The organism is Paranoxybacillus vitaminiphilus (genome assembly GCF_003259935.1).
In the GTDB taxonomy this organism is placed as follows: Bacteria; Bacillota; Bacilli; order Bacillales; family Anoxybacillaceae; genus Paranoxybacillus; species Paranoxybacillus vitaminiphilus.
Window position 1 is genome coordinate 72,821 of the sequence record NZ_QLMH01000010.1, and the last position, 20,905, is coordinate 93,725.

Genomic DNA, 20,905 nt, shown 5'->3' on the forward strand with positions numbered 1-20,905 from the left:
TGTCTTCATTTCTACAATAAAAAAACGTGATTTTCCTTTCGGAAAATCACGTTTTCACCGCTAATTTTTGTACGCGCAGTATGGGCGCAGTTTTACCCCGATGATACTGCCGGCAAAAGCGGCTGCAAACCAAAGCCAACCGTGCAGACTAAATGAAGCAATTCCGTCAAAATAAGCACCAATGTTACAACCAAAAATAATACAATAAAATACATCGTTTTTATAGGATTTATTTCAGAGAAAATGTCAGACCTGACATTTATTGTGAGGTCTGACATTTTTCAAACGGTCTCATCAATCAGCAAATAAATCTGATGATAAATAGCGTTCGCCTGTATCTGGAGCGATACAAAGGACGCGGGCTGTTGGCGGAAGCTGTTTAGCGATTTGAACAGCATGATAGGCTGCTGCCGCCCCCGATGCTCCAACAAAAATCCCTTCCTCTGCTGCAAGACGCCGAGCCATCATTTGTGCATCTTCATCTTTAATGAGTAAAATTTCATCAAAAATCTCCCGATTTAATATTTTTGGAATAAATCCTGGTCCGGTTCCCGGAATTTTATGCGGACCGGGCTGTCCTCCTGATAGAACGGGGGAACCATACGGCTCAACGACATAAATTTTTAAATCAGGAATATGTTTTTTTAGTTCTTCCCCCGTTCCCGTTACAGTGCCACCTGTGCCTGCCGTTAGCACAAAAGCATCCAGTTTTCCTTCAAACGCTTCAAGAATTTCCACGGCGGTTGTACCTCGATGCGCATCGGGATTCGCCTCGTTTTCAAACTGCATCGGAATGAAGCTGTCCGGAATTTCGTCCGCCAATTGCTCCGCTTTGTCAATTGCTCCCTGCATTCGCAATGACGCAGGGGTTAAATGCACTTCTGCCCCATATGCTTTTAAAATTTTCACACGTTCTTCCGTTGCGTTATCAGGCATTGTAATAATACAGCGATACCCTTTCGCGGCACATACCATCGCTAAGCCAATGCCTGTATTTCCCGATGTTGGCTCAATAATCGTGCTTTTCCCCGGTATAATCTTTCCTTCTGTTTCAGCACGGCGAATCATATTCAAAGCCGCACGGTCTTTGACACTCCCGCCGGGATTAAATGATTCCAATTTCATATAGACTTTTGCTCCATCGGGATGAGGAATGTTGTTTAGCCTCACAATCGGTGTATTGCCAATTAAATCAAGAATTGAATCGTAAAGTTTCATCGTCTCTCCCAACCTCTATATTTATCATTTCGAAATGATTATACCGATTTTTTTGTAAATGACCAACTATTTTACTCAAATTACTTAGTTTTGCATTTGCAATAGAAAAGAAGCTGATCTTAAAGCAAAGTGCCAATCCCACAACACAATCTATGCACGTGAGGTCAGACGCTTTAGGTCAGCTCCTTTTTGGAACATGGACAGCTGGCTCCACATGAATATGGGTCGTTTGAATATTATGTTGTTCTTTCATCATCGCTTCAATTCGATCAGCAATTTCATGGCTTTTTACGACATTTAACTGCGGGTCGACTTGAATCGTCACATCAAGAATAATTTCATTTCCCAACATTCTCGCCTTCACGTCAGCTACTTTCTTCACACCTTGAACAAGAGCAATTTCTTTTTTGTATTCATTTAAAATATGCTCGTCAAATCCGTCCGTTAACATATGCGATGTTTCTGAAAAAATTTCCCAAGCAGTTTTACAAATCATAATACCTACGATGATCGCGGCAAGCGGGTCAAACCAAAATAACTGAAACTGCGCTCCAATGATGCCAATGACCGTACCTATGCTTACAAGAGCATCGGAAAGGTTGTCTTTCGCTGCTGCTTCCATCGCTTGACTCTTTGTTTGCTTCGCTAAACGCCGATTAAATGCATAGACCCCAAGCATGACGAGTGCCGAAAACCCTCCCGTCCATGCGGCTAACCATTCAGGAGCCTCTTTTTTAAAATGAACAATAGAATAAAAGCCTTCAATAAGAACTTCCATGCCGATAAACATCATAAGAAAAGCAGCAACCAATGAAGAAATATGTTCAGCGCGTGAATGTCCATATGGATGATTATGGTCACGCGGCTTTTTAGAAATTTTTAAACCGATTAATATAGCTGCCGAAACAACTATATCACTCAAGTTATTCAGTCCATCTGCCCTTAAAGCTTGTGAATTCGCTATGTAACCAACGATGAGTTTAATAACCGATAATCCGATATATGCCCCTATGCTTAGCCAAGCTCCTGCCTCTGGTGTCATATTTTTGTTCATTTCGTTCACCTAACTTACATTCATATTTTGTATTTTGCATGTATTAGTTTACCAAGTTGACACCATGTGGGTCTACAGCAACAAAATTGGCTTGATGAATGAATATAGATTAAAACAAACTTTTTCATCTATAGATAATTTTTTTTAATCATACCAAAAAGGTTTCCTCCACACAAAATTGCTCTATAACCTAACCGGAAGCCTAGAATGATGGCTCTCTGTATAATGAAACGCCGAGAGCATACAAGTGCTTCCCTCTTTGAAAATCTAATTTTGTGATTGTAAGAGGGGAAGTTCGCTCTTTTTTGTTGACGAACAAAGAGAAGTATGATAAAGTTTTTAGCGTTTCATCACTCTACCAATTTAACAAACTAAAGCAACAACAGTTGGAGGTACATCATGAATGCAGTCATCGCAGCAGTGTTCATTATGCTCATATTAAGTTTATTACGAGTCAATGTCGTACTTTCTCTTATTATTGGTGCCATCGTTGGGGGGATAACAGGCGGTCTTAGCCTCACAAAGACGATTGAGACATTTACGGCAGGTCTAGGGAACAGCGCAGAAGTAGCTGTAAGCTATGCCTTGCTCGGCGGGTTTGCCGTGGCCATCTCAAAAACAGGACTTCCGGATGCAATCGTCTCTTTGGCGTTAAAATTGGTCGGTGCAAATAAAGCCAGCCATAAAAAAAATTATTCAAAGGCGCTTATTCTATTTATTATTTTACTTATGTCCTGCTTTTCGCAAAATGTGATTCCGATTCACATTGCCTTTATCCCGATTTTAATCCCGCCTTTATTGAAAGTGCTCAATGAACTGCAAGTCGACCGCCGGCTTGTCGCTTCCATTATCACTTTTGGGTTAATCACGCCATACATGTGGCTTCCGACAGGCTTTGGTGCGATTTTTCATGATATTTTACAAACAAATATGGCCGAAGCAGGGCTTAACGTAAACAAAAGTGACATTCCAAAAGCGATGATGATTCCGTCGTTAGGAATGATTGTCGGATTATTGATTGCCGTCTTTTTTACGTACCGTAAGCCGCGGCAGTATGGCGAAGTGAAACAAATCAACTTGTATACAAATGAAGCCGCTGCGGCGTTCACCAAACGAGACATTTTCTTTGCCGTCCTTGCAGTAGTCGTTGCTCTTGCTGTGCAGCTTACATTTGATTCAATGATATTCGGAGCATTAGCAGGAATTATCACAATTTATTTAAGCGGCAGCATTCAATTAAAAGATAGCGATGTTTTGTTAACCGAAGGCATGAAAATGATGGCATTTATCGGTTTTGTCATGCTAACAGCATCCGGATTTGCCAATGTCATCAATGAAACAGGACATGTACAATTGCTAGTGGAAAAATCGGTACGGTTGATTGATGGCAACCAAGGTCTGGGAGCTTTCCTTATGCTGCTTGTCGGACTTTTAGTCACGATGGGAATCGGTTCGTCGTTTTCAACAGTACCGATTATTGCAACGATTTTTGTGCCGCTTTGTATCGAGCTGGGGTTTAGTCCGATAGCAACAATTGCGATCATTGGAACTGCCGGAGCGCTTGGTGATGCCGGTTCTCCTGCCTCAGACAGCACGCTGGGGCCAACATCAGGCTTAAATGCAGATGGAAAGCATAATCATATTTGGGATACTTGTGTTCCGACATTTATCCATTATAATATTCCCGTCATTATTTTCGGCTGGATTGCAGCAATGGTATTATAAACGCTGGCGAAGAGGCTGTCCTGAAAAATGTCAGACAATACAATATGAAAAAATACACGTTGTAACGTGTATTTTTTTTCCTTTTTGTGTTGAACAAAAATACGCCTCCTCTCATGCTTCATAACATGAAAGGAAGCGTATTTTTTCTAGTCTTGGTTACATATCGTCATAAACTGGCGCATTAAATTTTTTTCACCACTTGGAAATACTCTTCGAGCGTAAGCCTGCGCTCAAACATGACTTTTGCCGCTTTTTTGCCGACATAACGAATGTGCCAAGGTTCATATTGATATCCGGTAATTTGCTCTTTCCCTTTCGGATAGCGGATAATAAAGCCAAACTCATGGGCATGTGCAGCGACCCATTTTCCTTCTTTTGTCTCTCCGAATGCGATTGTGATTTCATTTTTCACGCTTGGGCTTGTAATATCCATTGCCAAGCCTGTTTGATGTTCGCTCTGTCCCGGCAGCGCAACAGCATGAATCGCTTTTTCTTTCCCTGCCTTTTCTACTTCTTGCTCAAATAATGACTTCTGTCTTTCATAAGAACGATACCCCGAAGCAGCTATTAAATAAACTCCAGCCTGTTTAGCGGCTGAAAACATCTTTTCAAGCGCCTTGGCTGCTTCAGTCCTCATAAAACGCTTCTCTACGTTTTGTTCAGCAAATGTAAACGGAACGTTCGGTACGACTAAATCGTTTGGTTTGTAATTTTCCGGCAAATTATTTTCCTTGTTAACAAGAGCCAATATGTTTTCAGGATTCATAATGACATTTATTCCGTTTTGTACTTCAGTGACATTCCAATATTGTGATTCTAAAAGTAAATCGGGAGCAATCGCTGGCTCCTGCTCTGCTTTTTTAGGCGTTTGCGGTGCTTTTTGTTCTCTTTCTGTTTCTGAATTGACGTAAGTTGTATCGTTTGTTTCCTGTCCCTGAAAGTAAGACGGCATACAGCCGCTCAATAAAATGGAACAAGCAATGATCAGCAAAAAAAACAATCGTTTCATCGTTCCACCTTTTTCTCTTTACTAATACATAAACTGCCCCAAAAGCGAAGGGGCTGACCCCGTAAGAGGCTGTCCCAAAAGTCAAGAGTCTGACCCTTATGAGACAGCCTCGAATGCGCATGTGAGGTCAGATATAGGTCCATTTATCATTCTTTAATCGCTGCTTCCAACGCTACTTCAATCATCTCGTTAAATGTCGTTTGTCGTTCTTGGGCTGTTGTTTCTTCTCCTGTTAAAATATGATCGCTGACTGTTAAAACGGAAAGCGCTTTGCGGCCGAATTTGGCTGCTAATGTGTAAAGAGCCGCTGTTTCCATCTCAACCGCTAAAATGCCGTAGCGGGCCCATTTTTCCCAATCGGCATTATCATTATAGAACATATCCGCAGTAAAGACGTTCCCCACTTTTAAATTTAAACCTTTCGCGACTCCGATGTCATATGCTTTCTTTAACAGTTCGAAATTAGCGGTAGGCGCATAGTCAATTCCGCCGAATGTTAAGCGGTTCATTTGTGAATCAGTGGAAGCACTCATCGCTAAAATAACATCGCGAACTTTCACATCTTTTTGAATGGCTCCGCACGTTCCAACACGAATTAACGTTTGAACATGATAGCTTTGCATTAATTCTGTAATATAAATTGAAATGGAAGGCACGCCCATTCCTGTTCCTTGTACAGAAATGCGATGCCCTTTATATGTACCGGTAAATCCGAGCATACCGCGGACATTATTGTAGCATGTCGCTCCTTCTAGAAACGTTTCCGCGATATATTTTGCACGAAGGGGATCGCCAGGCAGCAATATTTTATCAGCAATTTCATGTTCTTTCGCTTCAATATGAATACTCATTTATTATTCCTCCTTGTTTTATCTAATCAACAAACACTTTATTATATTACCATATTTACGATTCCCGGCAAAAGCAAGAATTAGTAAACAAAAAGGAGTCTGACATAATGAAGTGCCAGACCCCCATACAACATTAGGATAGAAACTTCTCTCGTGTGGCTAGATCTAAATCCACTCATGAAGTTTTTGAATTATAATGGTTGTTTTTAGATAAATATTTCTCTTTAATATAAAGGATTTTTTTATCTTCGCTTGTTGTATATTTCTTCTGTCTTTTTTTCCAATCTTCAAACAGAAAAGCGGCAATCATATAAAACGGAACTGAAAATTCAAGAGAAACTAAAAAAATATAAGAAAATGCTTTTACCACTTCGATACCGTTTTCTTTTAAAAATAAGCCGCTAAAAATGTAGTACGAACCGGCAATGACAATATTAATGATCCAGATATTTGCAATATGTAGAGCAAATATTTTGCGGCGGCGATTAAACGCTCGCTCTAACTCTGATTTCACATACAACGACGCAACAATCGAAATGCTGCCTAAACAAATAGATAGAAAAACCGCCCACATTTCACATTCTCCATTTCTATTTGTCAACAAATTCCGGAAATGAATCAGCTTTGAACGTACAAACTAAACATTGAATAAGATAAAGGAGGAAATTGATCATGGGTAAAAAGCACCGCAATCGCATTAATGGACAAAAGAAGAATAACCATATCCCTAAAGAAGCATTACTTGCTGAAGAAGCGGCACATGCAAAAGAATATTCCGCTACAGGCAGAAAAAACGGACCCGATCCGAACTTATAAGAGGCTGAAGACAAACAGCCTCTTTATTGTGAAGATTCTACTTCATCAAACGATAATTTATAAACTTTCGTATACTCTCCGCATGCAATTTCTGCTTTTGTCGCGTCTTGATTGAGTTCTTTCTCATCATCCATTCCAGGGGCAAACATCGGGAAATTTGCCTTATCATCTTCTCGTTCTCTTAATGTCATCATGTACTCAACTTATACCTCCTTTCCCATTTATGCTTTCCCCGAAAGCAAATAAGCTATTCTTTATCTTACATAAAAATATAACATAATTAACGCTTGTTTCAAGATAATTATTTAAATTTTCTTAATATTTTTAACTGATGTAAATTCGGCTCACTTTCTTCCATCCACCAGGACAAAGTTTATAGCACGACGATCCTCTTCCTCCTTTATCAATTAACAATATGTCCCCAGTACTTAAAAAGCGGGCATGATAATCTTTTGGCATTAAATCTTGAACATTAAACATTTTGTACACAATCGCTAACGCTTCCTGATGGTCAGAAGCGTCGACCGATAAGTCATATACTTGTTGATATCCTTTCGTTTGACCAAACTTTGGCGTTTGAAACAATGTAACATTATATGTTTGTTTTGCTTTCAACATTTTGCTCATGAATAATCGCACCAACTTTATTCACTCCTTCAAGCAAATTTTTTATGAATATATTAGCTTTCATGATTGTCGATTCCTTCATCAAAATAAAGCTTCTTTTGTCGAACAAATGAGCTATTTCGTTATCCATTTTACCAATAAAAAACGAGGTTATCTGGCTGACTCTTATCAGATAACCTCGTTTTCGATTAGCAATATCGCTGTATGAGTGTTGAAAGTTTTTCACGCAATTTCGGAATGTCCGCATTTGTAACGCGGAAGCGAATAAAGGATTCATCCAAGTCGAGCGCCTCCGCTAAAAAGCTGCCGAGACCACGGGCACGGCGATCGATTTGCATCAGCACTTCCGTCTCTTGTTCGGACTCCGGCAAAAAGATCACTTCAACTTCATCAAATTTCCCGCGGAACATGCCTCCTTTTGGAACGTATTCAAACTCCTGCACGAACGGAAGACGGCGGCGAAGATGAAGCGGTGCTTCTTCGCAGTCTGCTTCACGAAGACGGAAACCGATTCCTTCCAGCGCTGCTAAAACGGCATTCATAACCGGAGTTGGTTCAATGCGAATATAATCCTCATCGGCAGGATCAAGAGCGTTTTTAATATCGAGCCCTGTATGAAGCCATACTCTCGTTTTTCCAACGGAAATTGGCGTATCAAGCGGAAGTTTGAATGAAAACGGAATTTCCTTTTTTTCGTTCACCCCAATTGTAAATGGCTCGGTAATTTTCCACTTTTCAATTAATGCTTGACGCGTTGTCTTTTGGTCATTGACTTCAACCGTATAAGTTGAATAAAGCGACAAATAAATTTCATCAATCGTTTGTTCCACGCTTCCGCCAATAATCTGCACAACTCCCTGCACTTCACCGCCTAAAGCAATACGCTCAGAAACCAGTTTTGTATCTACTTTCGCTGCTCCAATTCCGATGCTGGCCAACATTTTGTTAAACAATGACATCATTTATCCCTCCATTCCCCCAGTTTCGCAATAAACGATGAATATCTGCGCTTAATTCATGAATATCTTCATATGGTGCATCCATTTGTAGCATCTTCCGCAAAATATAGCGCGCCTTCATCGATAAAGAAAGCTCTTCTTCCCAACTCCGCTCTTCTTTCACCGTTGGTTCATATGTCGAATATAATAAAAACAGCATAAAATGGCCTAATGCATAAAAGTCGCTTTTTACGCTGATTTCTCTTCGCAGCTTTTGTTCGAGCACATCACCGCTATCCTCCCGCCCGCTTTCTGTTAAAAATCGCGCTAAGCCAAAATCAATGATATACGCATTTCCTTCCTTAATAATAACGTTTGGAATGCGTAAATCGCGATGAACAATTCCGTTTTGATGAATATACTGTACAATTGCCAAAATATCCATTAACAATTGAAAAGATTCTCGTTCTGTAAACGTTTTTCCTTCTTTAAAAATCAAATCTTCGACCGTTTTTCCGGAAATGAGTTCCATGACAAGATGGGGAATGTCTTTTATTATAAACGAATCATAAAGTTTTGGAATGCGCGGATGCTTAAGCATGTTCAATATTTGCGCTTCGCGTTGAAAGGAAAATGCTCCTTTGTTTCTTTTTGTTTTTCGCATCTGTTTCAGCACAACATACTGATTCGTTACAATGTCGCATGCGATATACGTAATTCCATAACTCCCCATTCCAAGACAATTTTCTATACGATAGCGGCGATTGATGAGCTTTCCAGCCCGATACGGACGCTCGAAAAAACGCTCAATGCCTGCATAAAGCCAACTCCATCTTTTCATCAGCTATCAAGGAAGCTTGAGAAGAAACTTCCGCTACGATATTTCTTTTTATAATGATGATGGCCATATTTGGAATGATGTGTTTTAGAATTGTACATTTTCAAATGATCGCTGCTGCTCCAACGGTGTTTATGATGACTTGAATTTTTTTGCAAAATCGCTTTTAATAGCTTCTTTAACATAAAATCTCTCCTCTATACCAGACTATTCATATATACGGACCGCAACGATAAAAGTTTCACCTCATCAAACATTTTCTAGGGGGATTTTTCAAATGGATTTTTTAACAAAAATGGTTTCCTATCTTGCTAAACCTTTCGATACGTTGGCAAAGCTTTTCATAAAAAAAACAGAATGGACCATCACCGCACACGACAACTTAACATTCATTAACGAACAATTAGAAAAAATGCTGATTTTCAATTGCACGCAAACAAAAATTTCCATCGAAGCAGAAAAAGAGAAGGAGCTCGTTTCATTGATAAAAAAGCAAACAGAAGAAAGCAATTTGAATAATATTACGCGCACAAAAGCATATTTTTCGTTTTTTCAGCGCTGCCCAGAAGTGCATTGGGCGTTTTTAGCCCATACTGTTTCAAGAAATGGCGGCTGGAATATGACAGATTTAAAAGGCGATATCATTGGAAAGATTCTTTCTAAAAAGCAAATCGAGCCGCTTTTTTTATGTTTCGAACGGGCGAATGCATTCATTTTTCAAGATGCTTATCCTCAGCTTCTTTTATATGAAGAAAGTAAACGAAGAGGAGAAAATATGTTTCATTTATTGCCGCATTTTTCGGTGTCTTCGTTTATGCAGCCGTTTTGGGAGGATTTTTTACTTACAAAAAATTCATCGTTGCTGACTGTTGCATTAATCATTAATGAACAGCAGCATATTCAAAAACATGTTATTGAGGAGCCGTTTTTTCAAAATCATGTTCTTGAAACATTATCATTTTTGCTTCAACAATGGCTGGGGTTTGCTGATGTCATCATCCCTTTTTACGCCAAAAATAAGGTAAGGCTTGTCGGAACGACTGTTCACGATTTTGCCAATGTTGACCACCGCATCGTCATCGGCAAAACGCTATATGGAATATTATTTTATCATAACAAGGTATATAACAAGGCTTACGAGTTTGCGTTGAACACGCCGCATACAGGCTCACGCGCTGACTTTTGGCCGCACCTTTTCTTTCACACTGCAAAAATGCGGAAAAATGCTTCTATTTATAGTCCGAAGCTGGTGAATGCGTGGCCTAACATCAAGCACCGCTATCCGCAGCAAGATGATTGGTTTCGCGATTTATCAATGCTGAAACATCTTCATACAGTTCCTGTTGTCAAAAACTGTGACATCACTGATAACTACTTAACGAATATCATTGAGTTATCTTCATTAGCCCTATCAAAACAACTTCTGTTTTAATAGCTCCTATCGTTAAGCCTGTTCGAGCATGGATAGGCAATATAAAAGGGCTGATCCAAGCTCAGCCCCACAGCCTCCATATATAGCACAGTTGGATGAGAACACTATATATGATGGATTTCACGTGAGGTCAGACACTGCCGGATCAGCCGCTTTAGTCTTCTATTTCATATTCTTCGTCAATAATGCATTTTTCAATTAAATAATCGAACGTAATATCAGCAATCTCCTCCAGTTCCGCTTTTGTCGGCAAAAAGCCGCGACGAATCAGCTCATTGTAAAAGAATTCTGCAATTTCTTCCGTATCAATCACTACTTCAATTTCTTTCACAACATCGCCCCCTTTAGTATTGTTTTATGTCCATGTACATCTTTTTATGCCAAAAGAATTTTTTTGAATCTTATGTATCATATCCATTCCAGCAAAATAAATTAGTGGCAGCTAAACACGAAAGGAGGAATATAAGAAATGGACAAGCATGTTGAGGCCACAAATGAGGAGTGGATGGATGAAGAAATGATAGAGTGTCTGCTTAAAATCGTTGTTTTTTTCGGCATTCCTTATTTTCTGTATATACTTATCCAGTTTTTCCAAATATAGCTTCTATCTATTCTGTTTCTTAGTGACTAAATTTTGCAAATTTTTCAGTGTCATCTCCATCGCTTTTTTATACTCTTCATCATGAAACCACTCATATAATCTTTGATAATCATTGTAAGTATCTAAAAGTTCGTCAATTAATTCTTTATACTTTTTTTTTGCTTGCCGCCATTCTTGTTCGGATTTTTTATACATATACATTCGTTCCTCTCGTTCCGGCTCATCTTTGGAAACAGGTGATAGCCAAGCAATATCTTGCACAAACAGAAGCGAGTGATCGTTAGGAGCGATTGGTGTGAGTTCATCCGGACTTGCTTCAAGCATTTTTCCATCTGTAAGATGTGTGAGCTCGTATATAACTTCCTCCCATCTCTCGTCTTGATAACGCCAAATTTCTGTACGCACGCCTACGATTTTGTATAAATCGGAACCTTGGTTTTTCACTTGAACAATTTCTCCAAAAAAATACGGCAATTCGATTTCAATTTCTTCTATCACTAATAAATGCCCATCAAAATCGGAAAGTAATATTAATGTATGTTCAAGAAATAGACTATTGCTATGATTAATTTCGTATAAAAATGTTCCATCGAGCATTTTTATATCGGTAATTGTTCCAACGGTGCCATATAACGTATTCACAACAATATCCCCTATGGCAAACTTCGGCTTTTGCGCAAAATCCATTACTTTCCCTCCCCCTATGGAAATTTTCCAGTTGATGTATAGTATTATATGCATACAAAAAAAACCCGACACTTATTGTGCCAGGGTATAAAGTATAATTGTTAGCGCTTTCAATAAACAACTGACATTTCTTGCATATACCGATCCCAAATTTGGTCAAATATGCTCATACTCTCTAAATAATCTCCATTCAGCTCAAGATATCTGCTAATTTCATCATAATTCGACGATAATTTTGGAAAACCGTGATCATGATAGACATGATTCGCAAAGCTGACAAACGGATCATCTTTTTGACCATCGCGAAACGTGAGCAAATAATGATAAAACGATTTTCTCATTTCTTCTCACCTCTTATATACTTAATTTTTACATATTGTAATGACTTTTTTGCATTTTGTGAAGCTTTTTAATCCATAAATTTAAAATAGTTTCTTTTTAAGACTCTCGGCTCGTTCATTGCAACAGATGGATTCGTATTGCGCGCGCTTTTGTCGTAAATTAAATTCCCAAATGGATCGCCCTTTTTCGCATACACAATAGAAACATCGACTGTAAATTTTAATGTGTGTTGATACTTTTTAATTGATAATGCCAACCTTGCTCGGAATGGAAGATGGGGGCGTCTCCTTCTTGTATACATTTCTTGAAATGCTTCTGATCCATGTTCTCTGTACTTAGTCACCCATTTTTTTAACATCGATACACTTACATTGTACTCTTGTGCTGTTACCTTAAAGGAATCTACTCCTTCAAGATAAGCTTTAACTGCAGCTAATTTAGTTTCTAAACTGTATTTAGTCATATAAAAACTGCACCTCCAATGGTTAGTTATGTCTAACAATTGGGGTGCAGTTCAGAATCAGCCCCTTATCATTTTATTTCTTTTTTAAATTTAAAATGCTTTTATGAATCCAAATCGCTGCTTGTGCGCCTTCCGCCATAGCAAGTGGCACTAGTTCGGAGTGAACACCAATATCTCCTGCCGCCCAGACATTTTCTATATTCGTTTGCTTCGTGCGCGGATCGGTTGGAATATGTTTATTTTCAAGCCGCTCCACCCCCAACCGTTTCGCTAATTCCGTATTGACTTTGTTGCTGCCAAAGGCAATAAAGCCTCTTTCCGCCGACAGCTCTATTCCGCTTTGCAGGCGCACTCCGGAAAATTGTCCTTCTTTATTCAAAAGCACTTCCTCAATAGGCTCGCGAATATACTGAATCTGTTGTTGTCTTAGTTCGCTTTTTAGGTTGAGCGATAAATCTTCTCCATCATGGTTGATGTAAATCATATTTTTTGTCCAATAAAGCAATGTGATGGCCATATTGGCTCCTGTTATTCCTGCGCCAAGCACAATCACTTTTTTATTTGTCACTTCGTATCCATCACAATCCGGACAGACATATACGCTCGTTCCTAAGCACGGGAGCAAGTTGGTAATCGGCGGGATGCGGTCTTTCACACCGGTCGCTAATAAAATCCGTTCTCCTAAGTAATGACAGCCGCTTTTTCCTTGTAAAAAGAATAGGTCTTCCTTTTTTTCAGCATCGATAATCTCATCTTCTACAAAATGAATGTTGAGCCTTGCTGCCTGTTTACGGCCGAGAGCACGCAATGTTTCACCGCTAACCCCATCCGGCCAGCCAAGTACATTATGATAAGCCCGGCAAAGGTTTGAACGCCCGTTATTAGAATCGACCACAAGCACATGATGGCGATACCTTCCGAGCTGAATCGCTGCTTGCAATCCGGCAATTCCGCCGCCAATGATAATGCATTCGTAAATAGAAGAATTCACCATTTCACTTCCCGCTTATCAGTTTATTTACATATTCATTTTTCCTCTTTTCCTGCCGTTCTAACCATCATCTCAGACAAACAAATAAAGACGATAAAGAAAAAAGGCGGCTCAAGCATGGGATTGCACCATGCAGAGCCAGCCTCTTCTTACAATTGAACAGCGTGTTCCTTATTCGCAAAATCAATCTCAAACCCCATATCTTCCAACATTTTAAAATCTTCTGACTTCTCCTGGCCTTCTGTCGTTAAATAATCGCCGACAAAAATCGAATTCGCTGCATATAATCCCAACGGTTGAAGACTGCGCAAATTCACTTCCCTGCCTCCGGAAATGCGGATTTCTTTCGTTGGATTAATATAGCGAAACAGCGCTAACACTTTTAAACAGTATCTCGGATTTAATTCATTCGTGCCGGCAAGCGGTGTACCATCAATCGCATGTAAAAAGTTAACCGGGATTGAATCCGCATCAAGCACTTTTAAACTGCGTGCCATATTGATGACATCCCGTTTCGTTTCCTTCATTCCAATAATCACGCCGGAACATGGAGAAATTCCCGCCTGTTTCACCGTTTCAACGGTCCTCACACGGTCGTCATATGTATGTGAGGTAGTAATATTTGGGTGATGTTCCTTTGAAGTATTAATATTATGATTGTAACGGTCAACCCCGGCTTCTTTTAGACGGTTTGCTTGTTCAGGCGTTAAAATTCCCAAACAGGCACAAACTTTTAAACCAAATCTTTCTTTAATTTCCTGAACAGCGGCAACGACGGTATCGATTTCTTTTTCGCTGGGCCCGCGTCCGCTTGCGACGATGCAGTATGTCCCCACTTGCATACGATAAGCTTCTTCTGCGCCGCGTATGAGCGTCTCCTTATCAACCATTTTGTATGTTTTCACCGGCGCTGTAGATATGGATGATTGCGAACAATAGCCGCAATTTTCCGGACATAAGCCGGACTTGGCGTTAATGATCATATTTAACTTTACTTTGTTTCCATAGTAAGCTCTGCGAATTTTATAAGCCCCTTGCAACAATAAAAGCAGCTCTTCGTCCGGGCAGTCTAAAATCGCTTCAGCTTCTTTATCTGTTATTTCTCCGCCTTCTAGCACGCGATCAGCCAACGCTAACCAATCTGCCATTCTCCTTCTCCCCTTTCCACGTTATTACAATCATCGTATTTCATCTAAGCTATAATTGTCAACCTTTATTAAATAAAAGTTAACTATTTTAGTTAAAAATAAGAGGATGGCCAAAAACAACGTATCAGCCCCTCAACCACCATATATCGTACATGATCAGACACTTATGAGCAGCCACGTTTTCATGCGGGTCAAAGATAAGTATCCGATGATCATCATTAACGATATATAGAAGGTTATATGTTCACTTTTACGCGCTAACACTATCATCCTTTTTACAGTTGTCTGTGAAATGCTAATCGTTCATTTTGCCACTTAATTACATAACTGTATTGAATATTTATGAGCGATTGTCTTGTGAATGAAAGGAAATATTGTTAATCTTTAATCATGAAGATGCGCAGGAAAGGAAGAAATGTGAATGAAATTTTTGTTAAAAAACTTTTTAAATGGGGTTTTAACGATTGTTCCGATTATTCTTGCGGTTTATGTGTTTTATAAAGTGTTTTCGTTTTTTGATGGATTATTAGGAAAATACTTAAAACCGTATTTACAAGATTCATATATACCGGGGATTGGCATTTTATGCACGGTGATGTTAATCACATTCCTTGGCTGGCTTTCTACTCAATATATCAGCGGTCGTATTATTAAGCTCATTGACCGTCTGTTAGAAAACATCCCGTTCATAAAAACTGTTTATTCTGTTATAAAAGATACGATCGCTTCATTTGTCGGAGAAAAGCGTTCATTTTCCAAAGTCGTGCTCGTTCAGCTGCCAAATACCGGAATGAAATGCATTGGCTTTATTACATCAGAAGAAGTAGGGAAGTTTCTCGATCCGCTCAAAGATCATGTTGCTGTATATATTCCGCAAACGTTTCAAGTTGCTGGTATTACATGTTTAGTCCCGAAAGAACAAATTCAGGTTTTAGATGTAAAACCTGAAGATGCAATGAAATTCGTTCTTTCCGGCGGGATGACAGCCGCAAAAAAATGAGGCTGCCATCCCACCGTATCCTCTATTTTTTATGGAACGAGAAGGACTTGCTTTTCCCGCTCAAAAATAACGTTTTTTCCAAAGAATAAACGCCGTAATACTGGATAACAATACTGATATGAACATCGCGATGATAAAAGAATAAGGGGAATGTTGATATGGAATCGGCACGTTCATTCCGTAAAAGCTTGCCACCATTGTCGGCAATGACAAGACAATGGTAATGGCCGTTAAAAACTTTATCACAATGTTCACATTGTTGGAAATGACAGAGGCAAATGCATCCATCATTCCGCTTAAAATACTGCTGTAAACTTCAGCCATTTCAATCGCCTGCTTGTTCTCAATAATGACATCTTGTAACAAATCTTCGTCATCTTCATACATCCGCAAATAGTTAAGCCGCAGGAGCCGCTCCATTACAATATTATTCGCCTTAAGCGATGTCATAAAATAGACTAAGCTTTTTTCCATGCTTAATAACGAAAATAATTCTTTGTTTTTCATCGACTGATGAAGCGCTTTTTCGATTTCGCTCGTTTTGCGGTTAATCTGCTTCAAATAACGTAAATAATACGCGGAGATCATATATAACATTTGCAACGCAAATCTCGTTTTCATGAATGTATAAAAATTTTTTATTTTATTTTTTGTAAACTCCTCAAAAATCGGATTTTCTTGTAAACAGACGGTAATAAAGCATGTATTAGTAATAATCATACCAATTGGAATCGTTTCGTATATGGCTCCATCCACTTCATCATGTGTAATGATTGGAATGTCAACGATAATTAAAACATGGTTATCTTCTTTTTCAACCCGTGAACGTTCTTCATCATCGAGCGCGTCTTTTATCGAATCGATCGGGATATCAAGATGATTGGCAATATAACGAATTTCCTCTTCTGTCGGCGCCACTAATTTAATCCAACAGCCATTTTGCAGTTCATGAATTTCTTCTAGCCTGCCATCGCTATTTGATAAATAGATGTTCATCATTGACAGCTTCCTCCTTTACAGACGAGGAAGGCTTCTATCTTTTCTTTTCAAATGGAGCTCGTTTTCGATCTTTGAGTAGCTCGTTCATTTGAAAAGAAGAGAGTGCTTCCTCGTAAGATTCTGGTTCTGGTTCTGATGAACTTTGCCTACTCATATTCGAAAACTCCACTCCTCTCATTAAAATGTCTTTTTCGATTAATGATAACATTCAAATGCGTATTTGTATAGCAAAAATCGAATAAAAATCATCATTTTTACGATTTTTTCTTTTCTCTGTTAATTTCATAAAAATAAAAAGCAGCTGCCTTATAGCAACCGCTTACCATGAGTGTTGATGACCCATTATTTATAACTATTTTCTCGGTGACTCACGCTTTTCTGCCACGAGAAATGCTTTATCTGGATTTTATTGGTTAATCTACACACCTGACCGCTTTATTCGCTTGATTGTGTTGTATTAAAAAAATCTTTTCCTTTATCTTGCTGCTTAGATGCTGCTTTTGCCGTTCTTTTTTCTCCCATGACCCCGTCTGATTCATAGCTCAGCTTTATCGAATGTGGCTTTTGTTTCATCGTTTTTCCACTCCTTTCACTATGTTTAATCTATGTAAAAATTTAAACATTTAATCAATATTGTTTTCATTTCGTTATCTTTTTGTATGAATTTGGTTAAAAAATACAAATATTAGATTAATTACCATATAATCTGAATTAGGCCGATTCATTTTGGCCTATCAAACCGCCGGGGGAGGGAAGAGGAATGAAAATGAAAAAAAGTTTATTGTTAAAAGTCGGGGCTTCATTACTTGCCGTAATGCTCATGGCAGCTTGTAACAATGCGGAGGAAGAAAACAACGGTACAGAAGCAGAGCAAACAGAACAAACGGACGAAAATACGGAAGAAGAAGCAAACGAAAACCAATAATCGCGTGTGAAAAAGAGGCGGTGTTGCAACCGTCTCTTTTTATGCAGCTAATTCTGGCATCCTCATCCCATTTTCTCTATAATGGAGATATTGAAAGGTGGTGTTGCAAGATGAAGATTATCATTAAACCGAAAGCGTTCAAATGGTATAAAGAGGAACTGGATTTAAAGCAAGGTGATTTCGTGCGTTTTTTCGCTCGCTATGGCGGTTGCAGCAACGTGCAAAAAGGGTTTTCCCTTGGAATTAATAAAGAAGCACCGTTGTCTCCGGGAGTGCAAACGGTCATCGACGGGATTACATTTTTTATTGAAGAAGGTGACATGTGGTACTTTGATCAACATAATTTAATTGTTGATTTCGATGAACAGTGGGGCGAACCTGTTTTTCTTTACGAATAATGTACATACTTAAAGAGGCTGAAGGGCGGACCCGGCAGCGGCAAGATGGATAGAAGCCGGACCTTTATGAAAAACAGCCTCTTTTTTATCGCTTCTTCTGTAAAATCGCAATCGTACAGCGGGAAACGGAAACGAGCCGTTCTTCTTCATCGACGATTTTAATATCCCAAACCATTGTTGTTCTGCCGCGATGAAGCACTGTTCCCGTTGCCGTCACTTTTCCATCGCGAACACTGCGAATATGATTGGCATTAATCTCTAGTCCAACGACGAGTTCTTTTTCTTTATCAACGAGCTCATAAGCACCGATGCTTGCAACTGTCTCTGCTAAAGCAACAGACGCACCGCCATGAAGGACTCCAAACGGCTGGCGCGTCCGTTCATCAACCGGCATAGTGGCAACAACTTTCCCGGCGGAAATTTCCATAAATTCTATCCCTAGCGCTTCCAACAATGTGTTTTTTCTCCATCGTTCCATCATCTTCTATCCCTTTCTTCCTGTTTGTTTTTTCGCCTGCTCATATGCTTTATGCCAGTCAGGGAAATGTTTTTTTATCGAGATCGGCCGGAATGAATCACGTTTGACACAAACATGTTGTGAAGTAGCAATCGCTGCGATCTCTCCATCAGGCGTTAAAATTTCATAACCGTATGTAACGCGAATGCCGTCATAATACTCAATCCACGTTTTTACTGTCGCTGTTTCTCCATAACGGAGCGGTTTTTTGTAGGAAATTTGCAGGTCAATGACCGGTGATATTATTCCTTCTTTTTCCATATCAGCATAATGAAAGCCTAATTCTTTAATGAATTGTGTTCTTCCTACTTCCATCCAAACGAGATAGTTGGCATGATAAACAACACCCATTTGATCTGTTTCTGAATATCGTACTTCCATTTGTTTTTCAGCGACTTTCAAGCTTCTTCCCCCATTTTCCATTTTTATATACTAACGTTATCTTAACATATTCACCGCAAAAAGGATAGAAAGGAAAAAAGCCGCACAAATCGGCGGCTAATTTCGCTATTATTGATATCCATGCTCACGTGCGGCAGCTTCATCTTTCATTTCGGCGCGCATTGCGGCGATCGCTTCTTCGCGTCGTTCGTTTTTTGCTTCAATGTTTGCTCTCTCTTCCGGGCTTGAAAACTGCATTGTTTCATGTGCCTTTTCAATATTTTCAATTGTATTTTGCACCATATCCTGCAATTTCTCGACATTATCGCTGCGATCGTCCGGATTTGGTCGATTGTGTGCCATCATAACCCTCCTGTATGCTCAAGGTAGTACAAAAGTAGTATAAAACATTGTGATGAAGTTTATGAGAGATTTTATTTACCAATAAATATATTATGTTAACAAATTTTACTCGCCTTTTGTTTGAATGACTTGTGCATGTTGTCCTGAATTGTCTTGCATTTTCTTTCCTTTATTTCCACCCGCCGCACGCGGTTGTGTGCCTAGATGGTTCGGAACGAAATGCTCTGGATGTCTCTTTGGATTGCTCATTTTCTCGCCTCCTCACCATCTAGTCTGCCCGCAAAGATTCACAGTATGTGCTATTCCACTTTTTTCAATATCCGCTCTTCCAGCTTTTCTTCAATTCTTTCCATTGCCTCGCGATCATTTAACAACTGCTGTTTGTTTTCCAATATTAATTCTTCTAACGTCACTTTCCGTATTTTTCTCATTTTTCCCACCTCATTTATTAATTATAATTTTATTAATTCCCACAATTCATAAAAATTATTACAAATTTTCGAAAATAATAAAAAAGCATCCTAAACGGACGCCTTTTTCTCTTATTTAATATTTTTCGTGAATTCAACCATTTGCTCATATGTCATCGGTCCGACGTACTTATGGCGAATCGTTCCTTCACGATCAATCATATACGATGTCGGAATCGGCGAGATTTTATACAGCTTTAATACATCGCCCTCCTCATCTAACACAACGGGAAACGTCAAGCCATATTCTTTAATAAAAGAAGCAACTTTATCCCGGGAATCTTGCGATGTCAAATTAACAGCTAAAATTTCGACATCTTCGTTATATTTTTCATAAAAGTTTTGCATCTCCGGCATTTCCGCTTGACATGGCGGACACCATGTCGCCCAGAAATTAAGAATTACTTTTTTTCCCTGTAACTCAGATAAACGAATCGACTTCCCATCAAGAGTTTTCAATTCAAAATCCGGTGCAGCATTTCCGATATCCAGTCCGGTTGTTTTTTCATTGCCCGCTGCCAATACTTGCCACAGCCCATAACTAACAAGTCCAAGCAGCAATAATGTTGCAAGCAATTTTTTCATCTTTCATTTCCTCCTTATTGCAAAACAACTATCCATGTACTTTCTGCTGTTAATGCCGTCATTCCTCCGTAAAACAGGGCCAATAACACTTTACGCACAAATAATCGGCGTTTATAAAGTTGAACGATTATGTACAATAAGCTTATGGCAAGCCCCAGCATCGCTCCTTTTGTTCCCCCGGTAAAAAATAAGAGCCCTTTCCAATTATGAAGCAAAATAGAAGGACGGAAAAGTAAAAAGCTGAATTTGAAAATAAGAACGTAGAGAAAAAATGCATGGCCGAGAATGGAACTTAATTGGTCTAATAACCGCTCGTCCTTTCGCAAATAAATGACAATAACAGCATATGCGCACAATAATGAAAAAAGAATGACAAGCCAAGAAACTTTGATTAAAATCGATCCCAATTGGATCGTTTCCTGAAGCATGAGCTGACTTTCTCCTTCATCTTTATACCATTTTTATTTAATCATAAAAAGTAAAAAAAGTTGTATTTTTTGCTTGATAACATGCAAGCAAACATGGAA

General features: G+C 39.1%; 31 protein-coding genes and 3 pseudogenes. 7 read left to right on the forward strand and 27 right to left on the reverse strand.

Annotation, left to right across the window (positions count from 1 at the left end; genetic code table 11):
• Positions 1–60 precede the first annotated feature (60 nt).
• The 3 genes and pseudogenes from B0I26_RS12035 to B0I26_RS12045 form a co-directional block, all read right to left on the reverse strand.
• A pseudogene (locus B0I26_RS12035) lies at positions 61–201 on the reverse strand (YeeE/YedE thiosulfate transporter family protein); the annotation flags it as partial.
• A 93-nt stretch (positions 202–294) separates the two neighbouring features.
• Complete coding sequence (gene cysK, locus B0I26_RS12040) at positions 295–1,218, reverse strand: cysteine synthase A (protein WP_111645678.1); 924 nt, start codon at positions 1,216–1,218, stop codon at positions 295–297.
• Positions 1,219–1,396: 178 nt separating this feature from the next.
• Complete coding sequence (locus B0I26_RS12045; protein ID WP_111645679.1) at positions 1,397–2,272, reverse strand: cation diffusion facilitator family transporter; 876 nt, start codon at positions 2,270–2,272, stop codon at positions 1,397–1,399.
• A gap of 399 nt (positions 2,273–2,671) precedes the next feature.
• On the opposite strand from B0I26_RS12045, the gene B0I26_RS12050 reads away from it, so the two are divergent.
• On the forward strand, positions 2,672–3,997 hold the full coding sequence (locus B0I26_RS12050; RefSeq protein WP_111645680.1) for a Na+/H+ antiporter family protein: 1,326 nt from the start codon (positions 2,672–2,674) through the stop codon (positions 3,995–3,997).
• Between the two features lie 181 nt (positions 3,998–4,178).
• On the opposite strand, the gene B0I26_RS12055 is transcribed toward B0I26_RS12050, so the two are convergent.
• From B0I26_RS12055 to B0I26_RS12065, 3 genes are all read right to left on the reverse strand, one after another.
• Entirely contained in the window at positions 4,179–5,006 is an 828-nt protein-coding gene (locus B0I26_RS12055; RefSeq protein ID WP_111645681.1) for a M15 family metallopeptidase, read from the reverse strand.
• 146 nt (positions 5,007–5,152) lie between these two features.
• The gene (gene deoD, locus B0I26_RS12060) at positions 5,153–5,857 is read right to left on the reverse strand and encodes a purine-nucleoside phosphorylase (RefSeq protein ID WP_111645682.1); all 705 of its coding nucleotides are present in this window, start codon (positions 5,855–5,857) and stop codon (positions 5,153–5,155) included.
• 175 nt (positions 5,858–6,032) lie between these two features.
• Positions 6,033–6,431: a hypothetical protein gene (locus B0I26_RS12065; RefSeq protein WP_111645683.1), complete on the reverse strand. Its 399-nt coding sequence runs from the start codon at positions 6,429–6,431 to the stop codon at positions 6,033–6,035.
• 98 nt (positions 6,432–6,529) lie between these two features.
• On the opposite strand from B0I26_RS12065, the gene B0I26_RS18325 reads away from it, so the two are divergent.
• Positions 6,530–6,673 (forward strand): hypothetical protein, encoded by a 144-nt coding sequence (locus B0I26_RS18325; protein WP_181502875.1) that lies wholly within the window; start codon positions 6,530–6,532, stop codon positions 6,671–6,673.
• 23 nt (positions 6,674–6,696) lie between these two features.
• Here the strand turns inward: B0I26_RS18325 and B0I26_RS18330 are convergent, their stop codons facing one another.
• The 5 genes from B0I26_RS18330 to B0I26_RS12085 all read right to left on the reverse strand — a co-directional run bounded on the left by B0I26_RS18330 (position 6,697) and on the right by B0I26_RS12085 (position 9,261).
• Positions 6,697–6,867 (reverse strand): hypothetical protein, encoded by a 171-nt coding sequence (locus B0I26_RS18330; protein ID WP_181502889.1) that lies wholly within the window; start codon positions 6,865–6,867, stop codon positions 6,697–6,699.
• Positions 6,868–6,997: 130 nt separating this feature from the next.
• Positions 6,998–7,315, reverse strand: a complete 318-nt coding sequence (locus B0I26_RS12070; RefSeq protein WP_111645684.1) for a YodL domain-containing protein — start codon at positions 7,313–7,315, stop codon at positions 6,998–7,000.
• A 173-nt stretch (positions 7,316–7,488) separates the two neighbouring features.
• Positions 7,489–8,259, reverse strand: a complete 771-nt coding sequence (locus B0I26_RS12075) for a sporulation protein (protein WP_111645685.1) — start codon at positions 8,257–8,259, stop codon at positions 7,489–7,491.
• Complete coding sequence (locus B0I26_RS12080; RefSeq protein ID WP_111645686.1) at positions 8,246–9,079, reverse strand: serine/threonine protein kinase; 834 nt, start codon at positions 9,077–9,079, stop codon at positions 8,246–8,248. The genes B0I26_RS12075 and B0I26_RS12080 overlap by 14 nt, the downstream gene beginning before the upstream one ends.
• On the reverse strand, positions 9,079–9,261 hold the full coding sequence (locus B0I26_RS12085) for a hypothetical protein (RefSeq protein WP_111645687.1): 183 nt from the start codon (positions 9,259–9,261) through the stop codon (positions 9,079–9,081). The genes B0I26_RS12080 and B0I26_RS12085 overlap by 1 nt, the downstream gene beginning before the upstream one ends.
• Positions 9,262–9,353: 92 nt before the next feature.
• On the opposite strand from B0I26_RS12085, the gene B0I26_RS12090 reads away from it, so the two are divergent.
• Positions 9,354–10,508 (forward strand): DUF2515 family protein, encoded by a 1,155-nt coding sequence (locus B0I26_RS12090; protein ID WP_111645688.1) that lies wholly within the window; start codon positions 9,354–9,356, stop codon positions 10,506–10,508.
• 154 nt (positions 10,509–10,662) lie between these two features.
• Here the strand turns inward: B0I26_RS12090 and B0I26_RS12095 are convergent, their stop codons facing one another.
• On the reverse strand, positions 10,663–10,839 hold the full coding sequence (locus B0I26_RS12095; protein WP_111645689.1) for a YozD family protein: 177 nt from the start codon (positions 10,837–10,839) through the stop codon (positions 10,663–10,665).
• A gap of 138 nt (positions 10,840–10,977) precedes the next feature.
• Between B0I26_RS12095 and B0I26_RS18470 the strand changes: the two genes are divergently transcribed.
• The gene (locus B0I26_RS18470; protein WP_220084981.1) at positions 10,978–11,109 is read left to right on the forward strand and encodes a DUF3930 family protein; all 132 of its coding nucleotides are present in this window, start codon (positions 10,978–10,980) and stop codon (positions 11,107–11,109) included.
• 3 nt (positions 11,110–11,112) lie between these two features.
• On the opposite strand, the gene B0I26_RS12100 is transcribed toward B0I26_RS18470, so the two are convergent.
• The 6 genes and pseudogenes from B0I26_RS12100 to bioB form a co-directional block, all read right to left on the reverse strand.
• Positions 11,113–11,796: a BAR domain-containing protein gene (locus B0I26_RS12100; protein WP_111645690.1), complete on the reverse strand. Its 684-nt coding sequence runs from the start codon at positions 11,794–11,796 to the stop codon at positions 11,113–11,115.
• Between the two features lie 110 nt (positions 11,797–11,906).
• On the reverse strand, positions 11,907–12,137 hold the full coding sequence (locus tag B0I26_RS12105) for a YozE family protein (protein WP_111645691.1): 231 nt from the start codon (positions 12,135–12,137) through the stop codon (positions 11,907–11,909).
• Between the two features lie 116 nt (positions 12,138–12,253).
• Positions 12,254–12,352, reverse strand: a pseudogene (locus B0I26_RS19015) (CoA transferase subunit A); the annotation flags it as partial.
• 75 nt (positions 12,353–12,427) lie between these two features.
• A pseudogene (locus B0I26_RS18635) lies at positions 12,428–12,601 on the reverse strand (transposase); the annotation flags it as partial.
• A 73-nt stretch (positions 12,602–12,674) separates the two neighbouring features.
• Positions 12,675–13,595, reverse strand: coding sequence for an NAD(P)/FAD-dependent oxidoreductase (locus tag B0I26_RS12115; protein WP_245934777.1), 921 nt, complete (start codon positions 13,593–13,595; stop codon positions 12,675–12,677).
• A gap of 146 nt (positions 13,596–13,741) precedes the next feature.
• Positions 13,742–14,740, reverse strand: a complete 999-nt coding sequence (bioB, locus tag B0I26_RS12120; RefSeq protein ID WP_111645693.1) for a biotin synthase BioB — start codon at positions 14,738–14,740, stop codon at positions 13,742–13,744.
• A 421-nt stretch (positions 14,741–15,161) separates the two neighbouring features.
• Here bioB and B0I26_RS12125 point away from each other — a divergent pair, with 421 nt between their 5' ends.
• Entirely contained in the window at positions 15,162–15,740 is a 579-nt protein-coding gene (locus tag B0I26_RS12125) for a DUF502 domain-containing protein (protein WP_111645694.1), read from the forward strand.
• Between the two features lie 60 nt (positions 15,741–15,800).
• Here B0I26_RS12125 and B0I26_RS12130 read toward each other — a convergent pair whose 3' ends face one another.
• Positions 15,801–16,739 carry a magnesium transporter CorA family protein gene (locus B0I26_RS12130; RefSeq protein WP_111645695.1) on the reverse strand — a complete coding sequence of 313 codons (939 nt, stop codon included), beginning with the start codon at positions 16,737–16,739 and terminating at the stop codon, positions 15,801–15,803.
• A gap of 435 nt (positions 16,740–17,174) precedes the next feature.
• Entirely contained in the window at positions 17,175–17,312 is a 138-nt protein-coding gene (locus B0I26_RS18335) for a hypothetical protein (protein WP_181502877.1), read from the reverse strand.
• Between the two features lie 187 nt (positions 17,313–17,499).
• Here B0I26_RS18335 and B0I26_RS18340 point away from each other — a divergent pair, with 187 nt between their 5' ends.
• Positions 17,500–17,664: a hypothetical protein gene (locus B0I26_RS18340; RefSeq protein ID WP_181502879.1), complete on the forward strand. Its 165-nt coding sequence runs from the start codon at positions 17,500–17,502 to the stop codon at positions 17,662–17,664.
• A gap of 110 nt (positions 17,665–17,774) precedes the next feature.
• The gene (locus B0I26_RS12135; protein ID WP_111645696.1) at positions 17,775–18,062 is read left to right on the forward strand and encodes a HesB/YadR/YfhF family protein; all 288 of its coding nucleotides are present in this window, start codon (positions 17,775–17,777) and stop codon (positions 18,060–18,062) included.
• A gap of 85 nt (positions 18,063–18,147) precedes the next feature.
• Here the strand turns inward: B0I26_RS12135 and B0I26_RS12140 are convergent, their stop codons facing one another.
• The 7 genes from B0I26_RS12140 to B0I26_RS12170 form a co-directional block, all read right to left on the reverse strand.
• Positions 18,148–18,540, reverse strand: a complete 393-nt coding sequence (locus B0I26_RS12140; RefSeq protein WP_111645729.1) for a hotdog fold thioesterase — start codon at positions 18,538–18,540, stop codon at positions 18,148–18,150.
• 6 nt (positions 18,541–18,546) lie between these two features.
• On the reverse strand, positions 18,547–18,981 hold the full coding sequence (locus tag B0I26_RS12145) for an acyl-CoA thioesterase (RefSeq protein WP_111645697.1): 435 nt from the start codon (positions 18,979–18,981) through the stop codon (positions 18,547–18,549).
• 108 nt (positions 18,982–19,089) lie between these two features.
• The gene (tlp, locus tag B0I26_RS12150; protein ID WP_111645698.1) at positions 19,090–19,323 is read right to left on the reverse strand and encodes a small acid-soluble spore protein Tlp; all 234 of its coding nucleotides are present in this window, start codon (positions 19,321–19,323) and stop codon (positions 19,090–19,092) included.
• A 105-nt stretch (positions 19,324–19,428) separates the two neighbouring features.
• A complete protein-coding gene (locus B0I26_RS12155; protein ID WP_111645699.1) occupies positions 19,429–19,572 on the reverse strand; it encodes an acid-soluble spore protein N in 144 nt (47 codons plus the stop codon).
• A 50-nt stretch (positions 19,573–19,622) separates the two neighbouring features.
• Entirely contained in the window at positions 19,623–19,754 is a 132-nt protein-coding gene (locus B0I26_RS12160) for an FbpB family small basic protein (RefSeq protein WP_111645700.1), read from the reverse strand.
• 111 nt (positions 19,755–19,865) lie between these two features.
• A complete protein-coding gene (locus tag B0I26_RS12165; RefSeq protein WP_111645701.1) occupies positions 19,866–20,378 on the reverse strand; it encodes a peroxiredoxin family protein in 513 nt (170 codons plus the stop codon).
• Positions 20,379–20,392: 14 nt separating this feature from the next.
• Positions 20,393–20,806: a hypothetical protein gene (locus B0I26_RS12170; protein ID WP_111645702.1), complete on the reverse strand. Its 414-nt coding sequence runs from the start codon at positions 20,804–20,806 to the stop codon at positions 20,393–20,395.
• Positions 20,807–20,905: the final 99 nt, after the last annotated feature.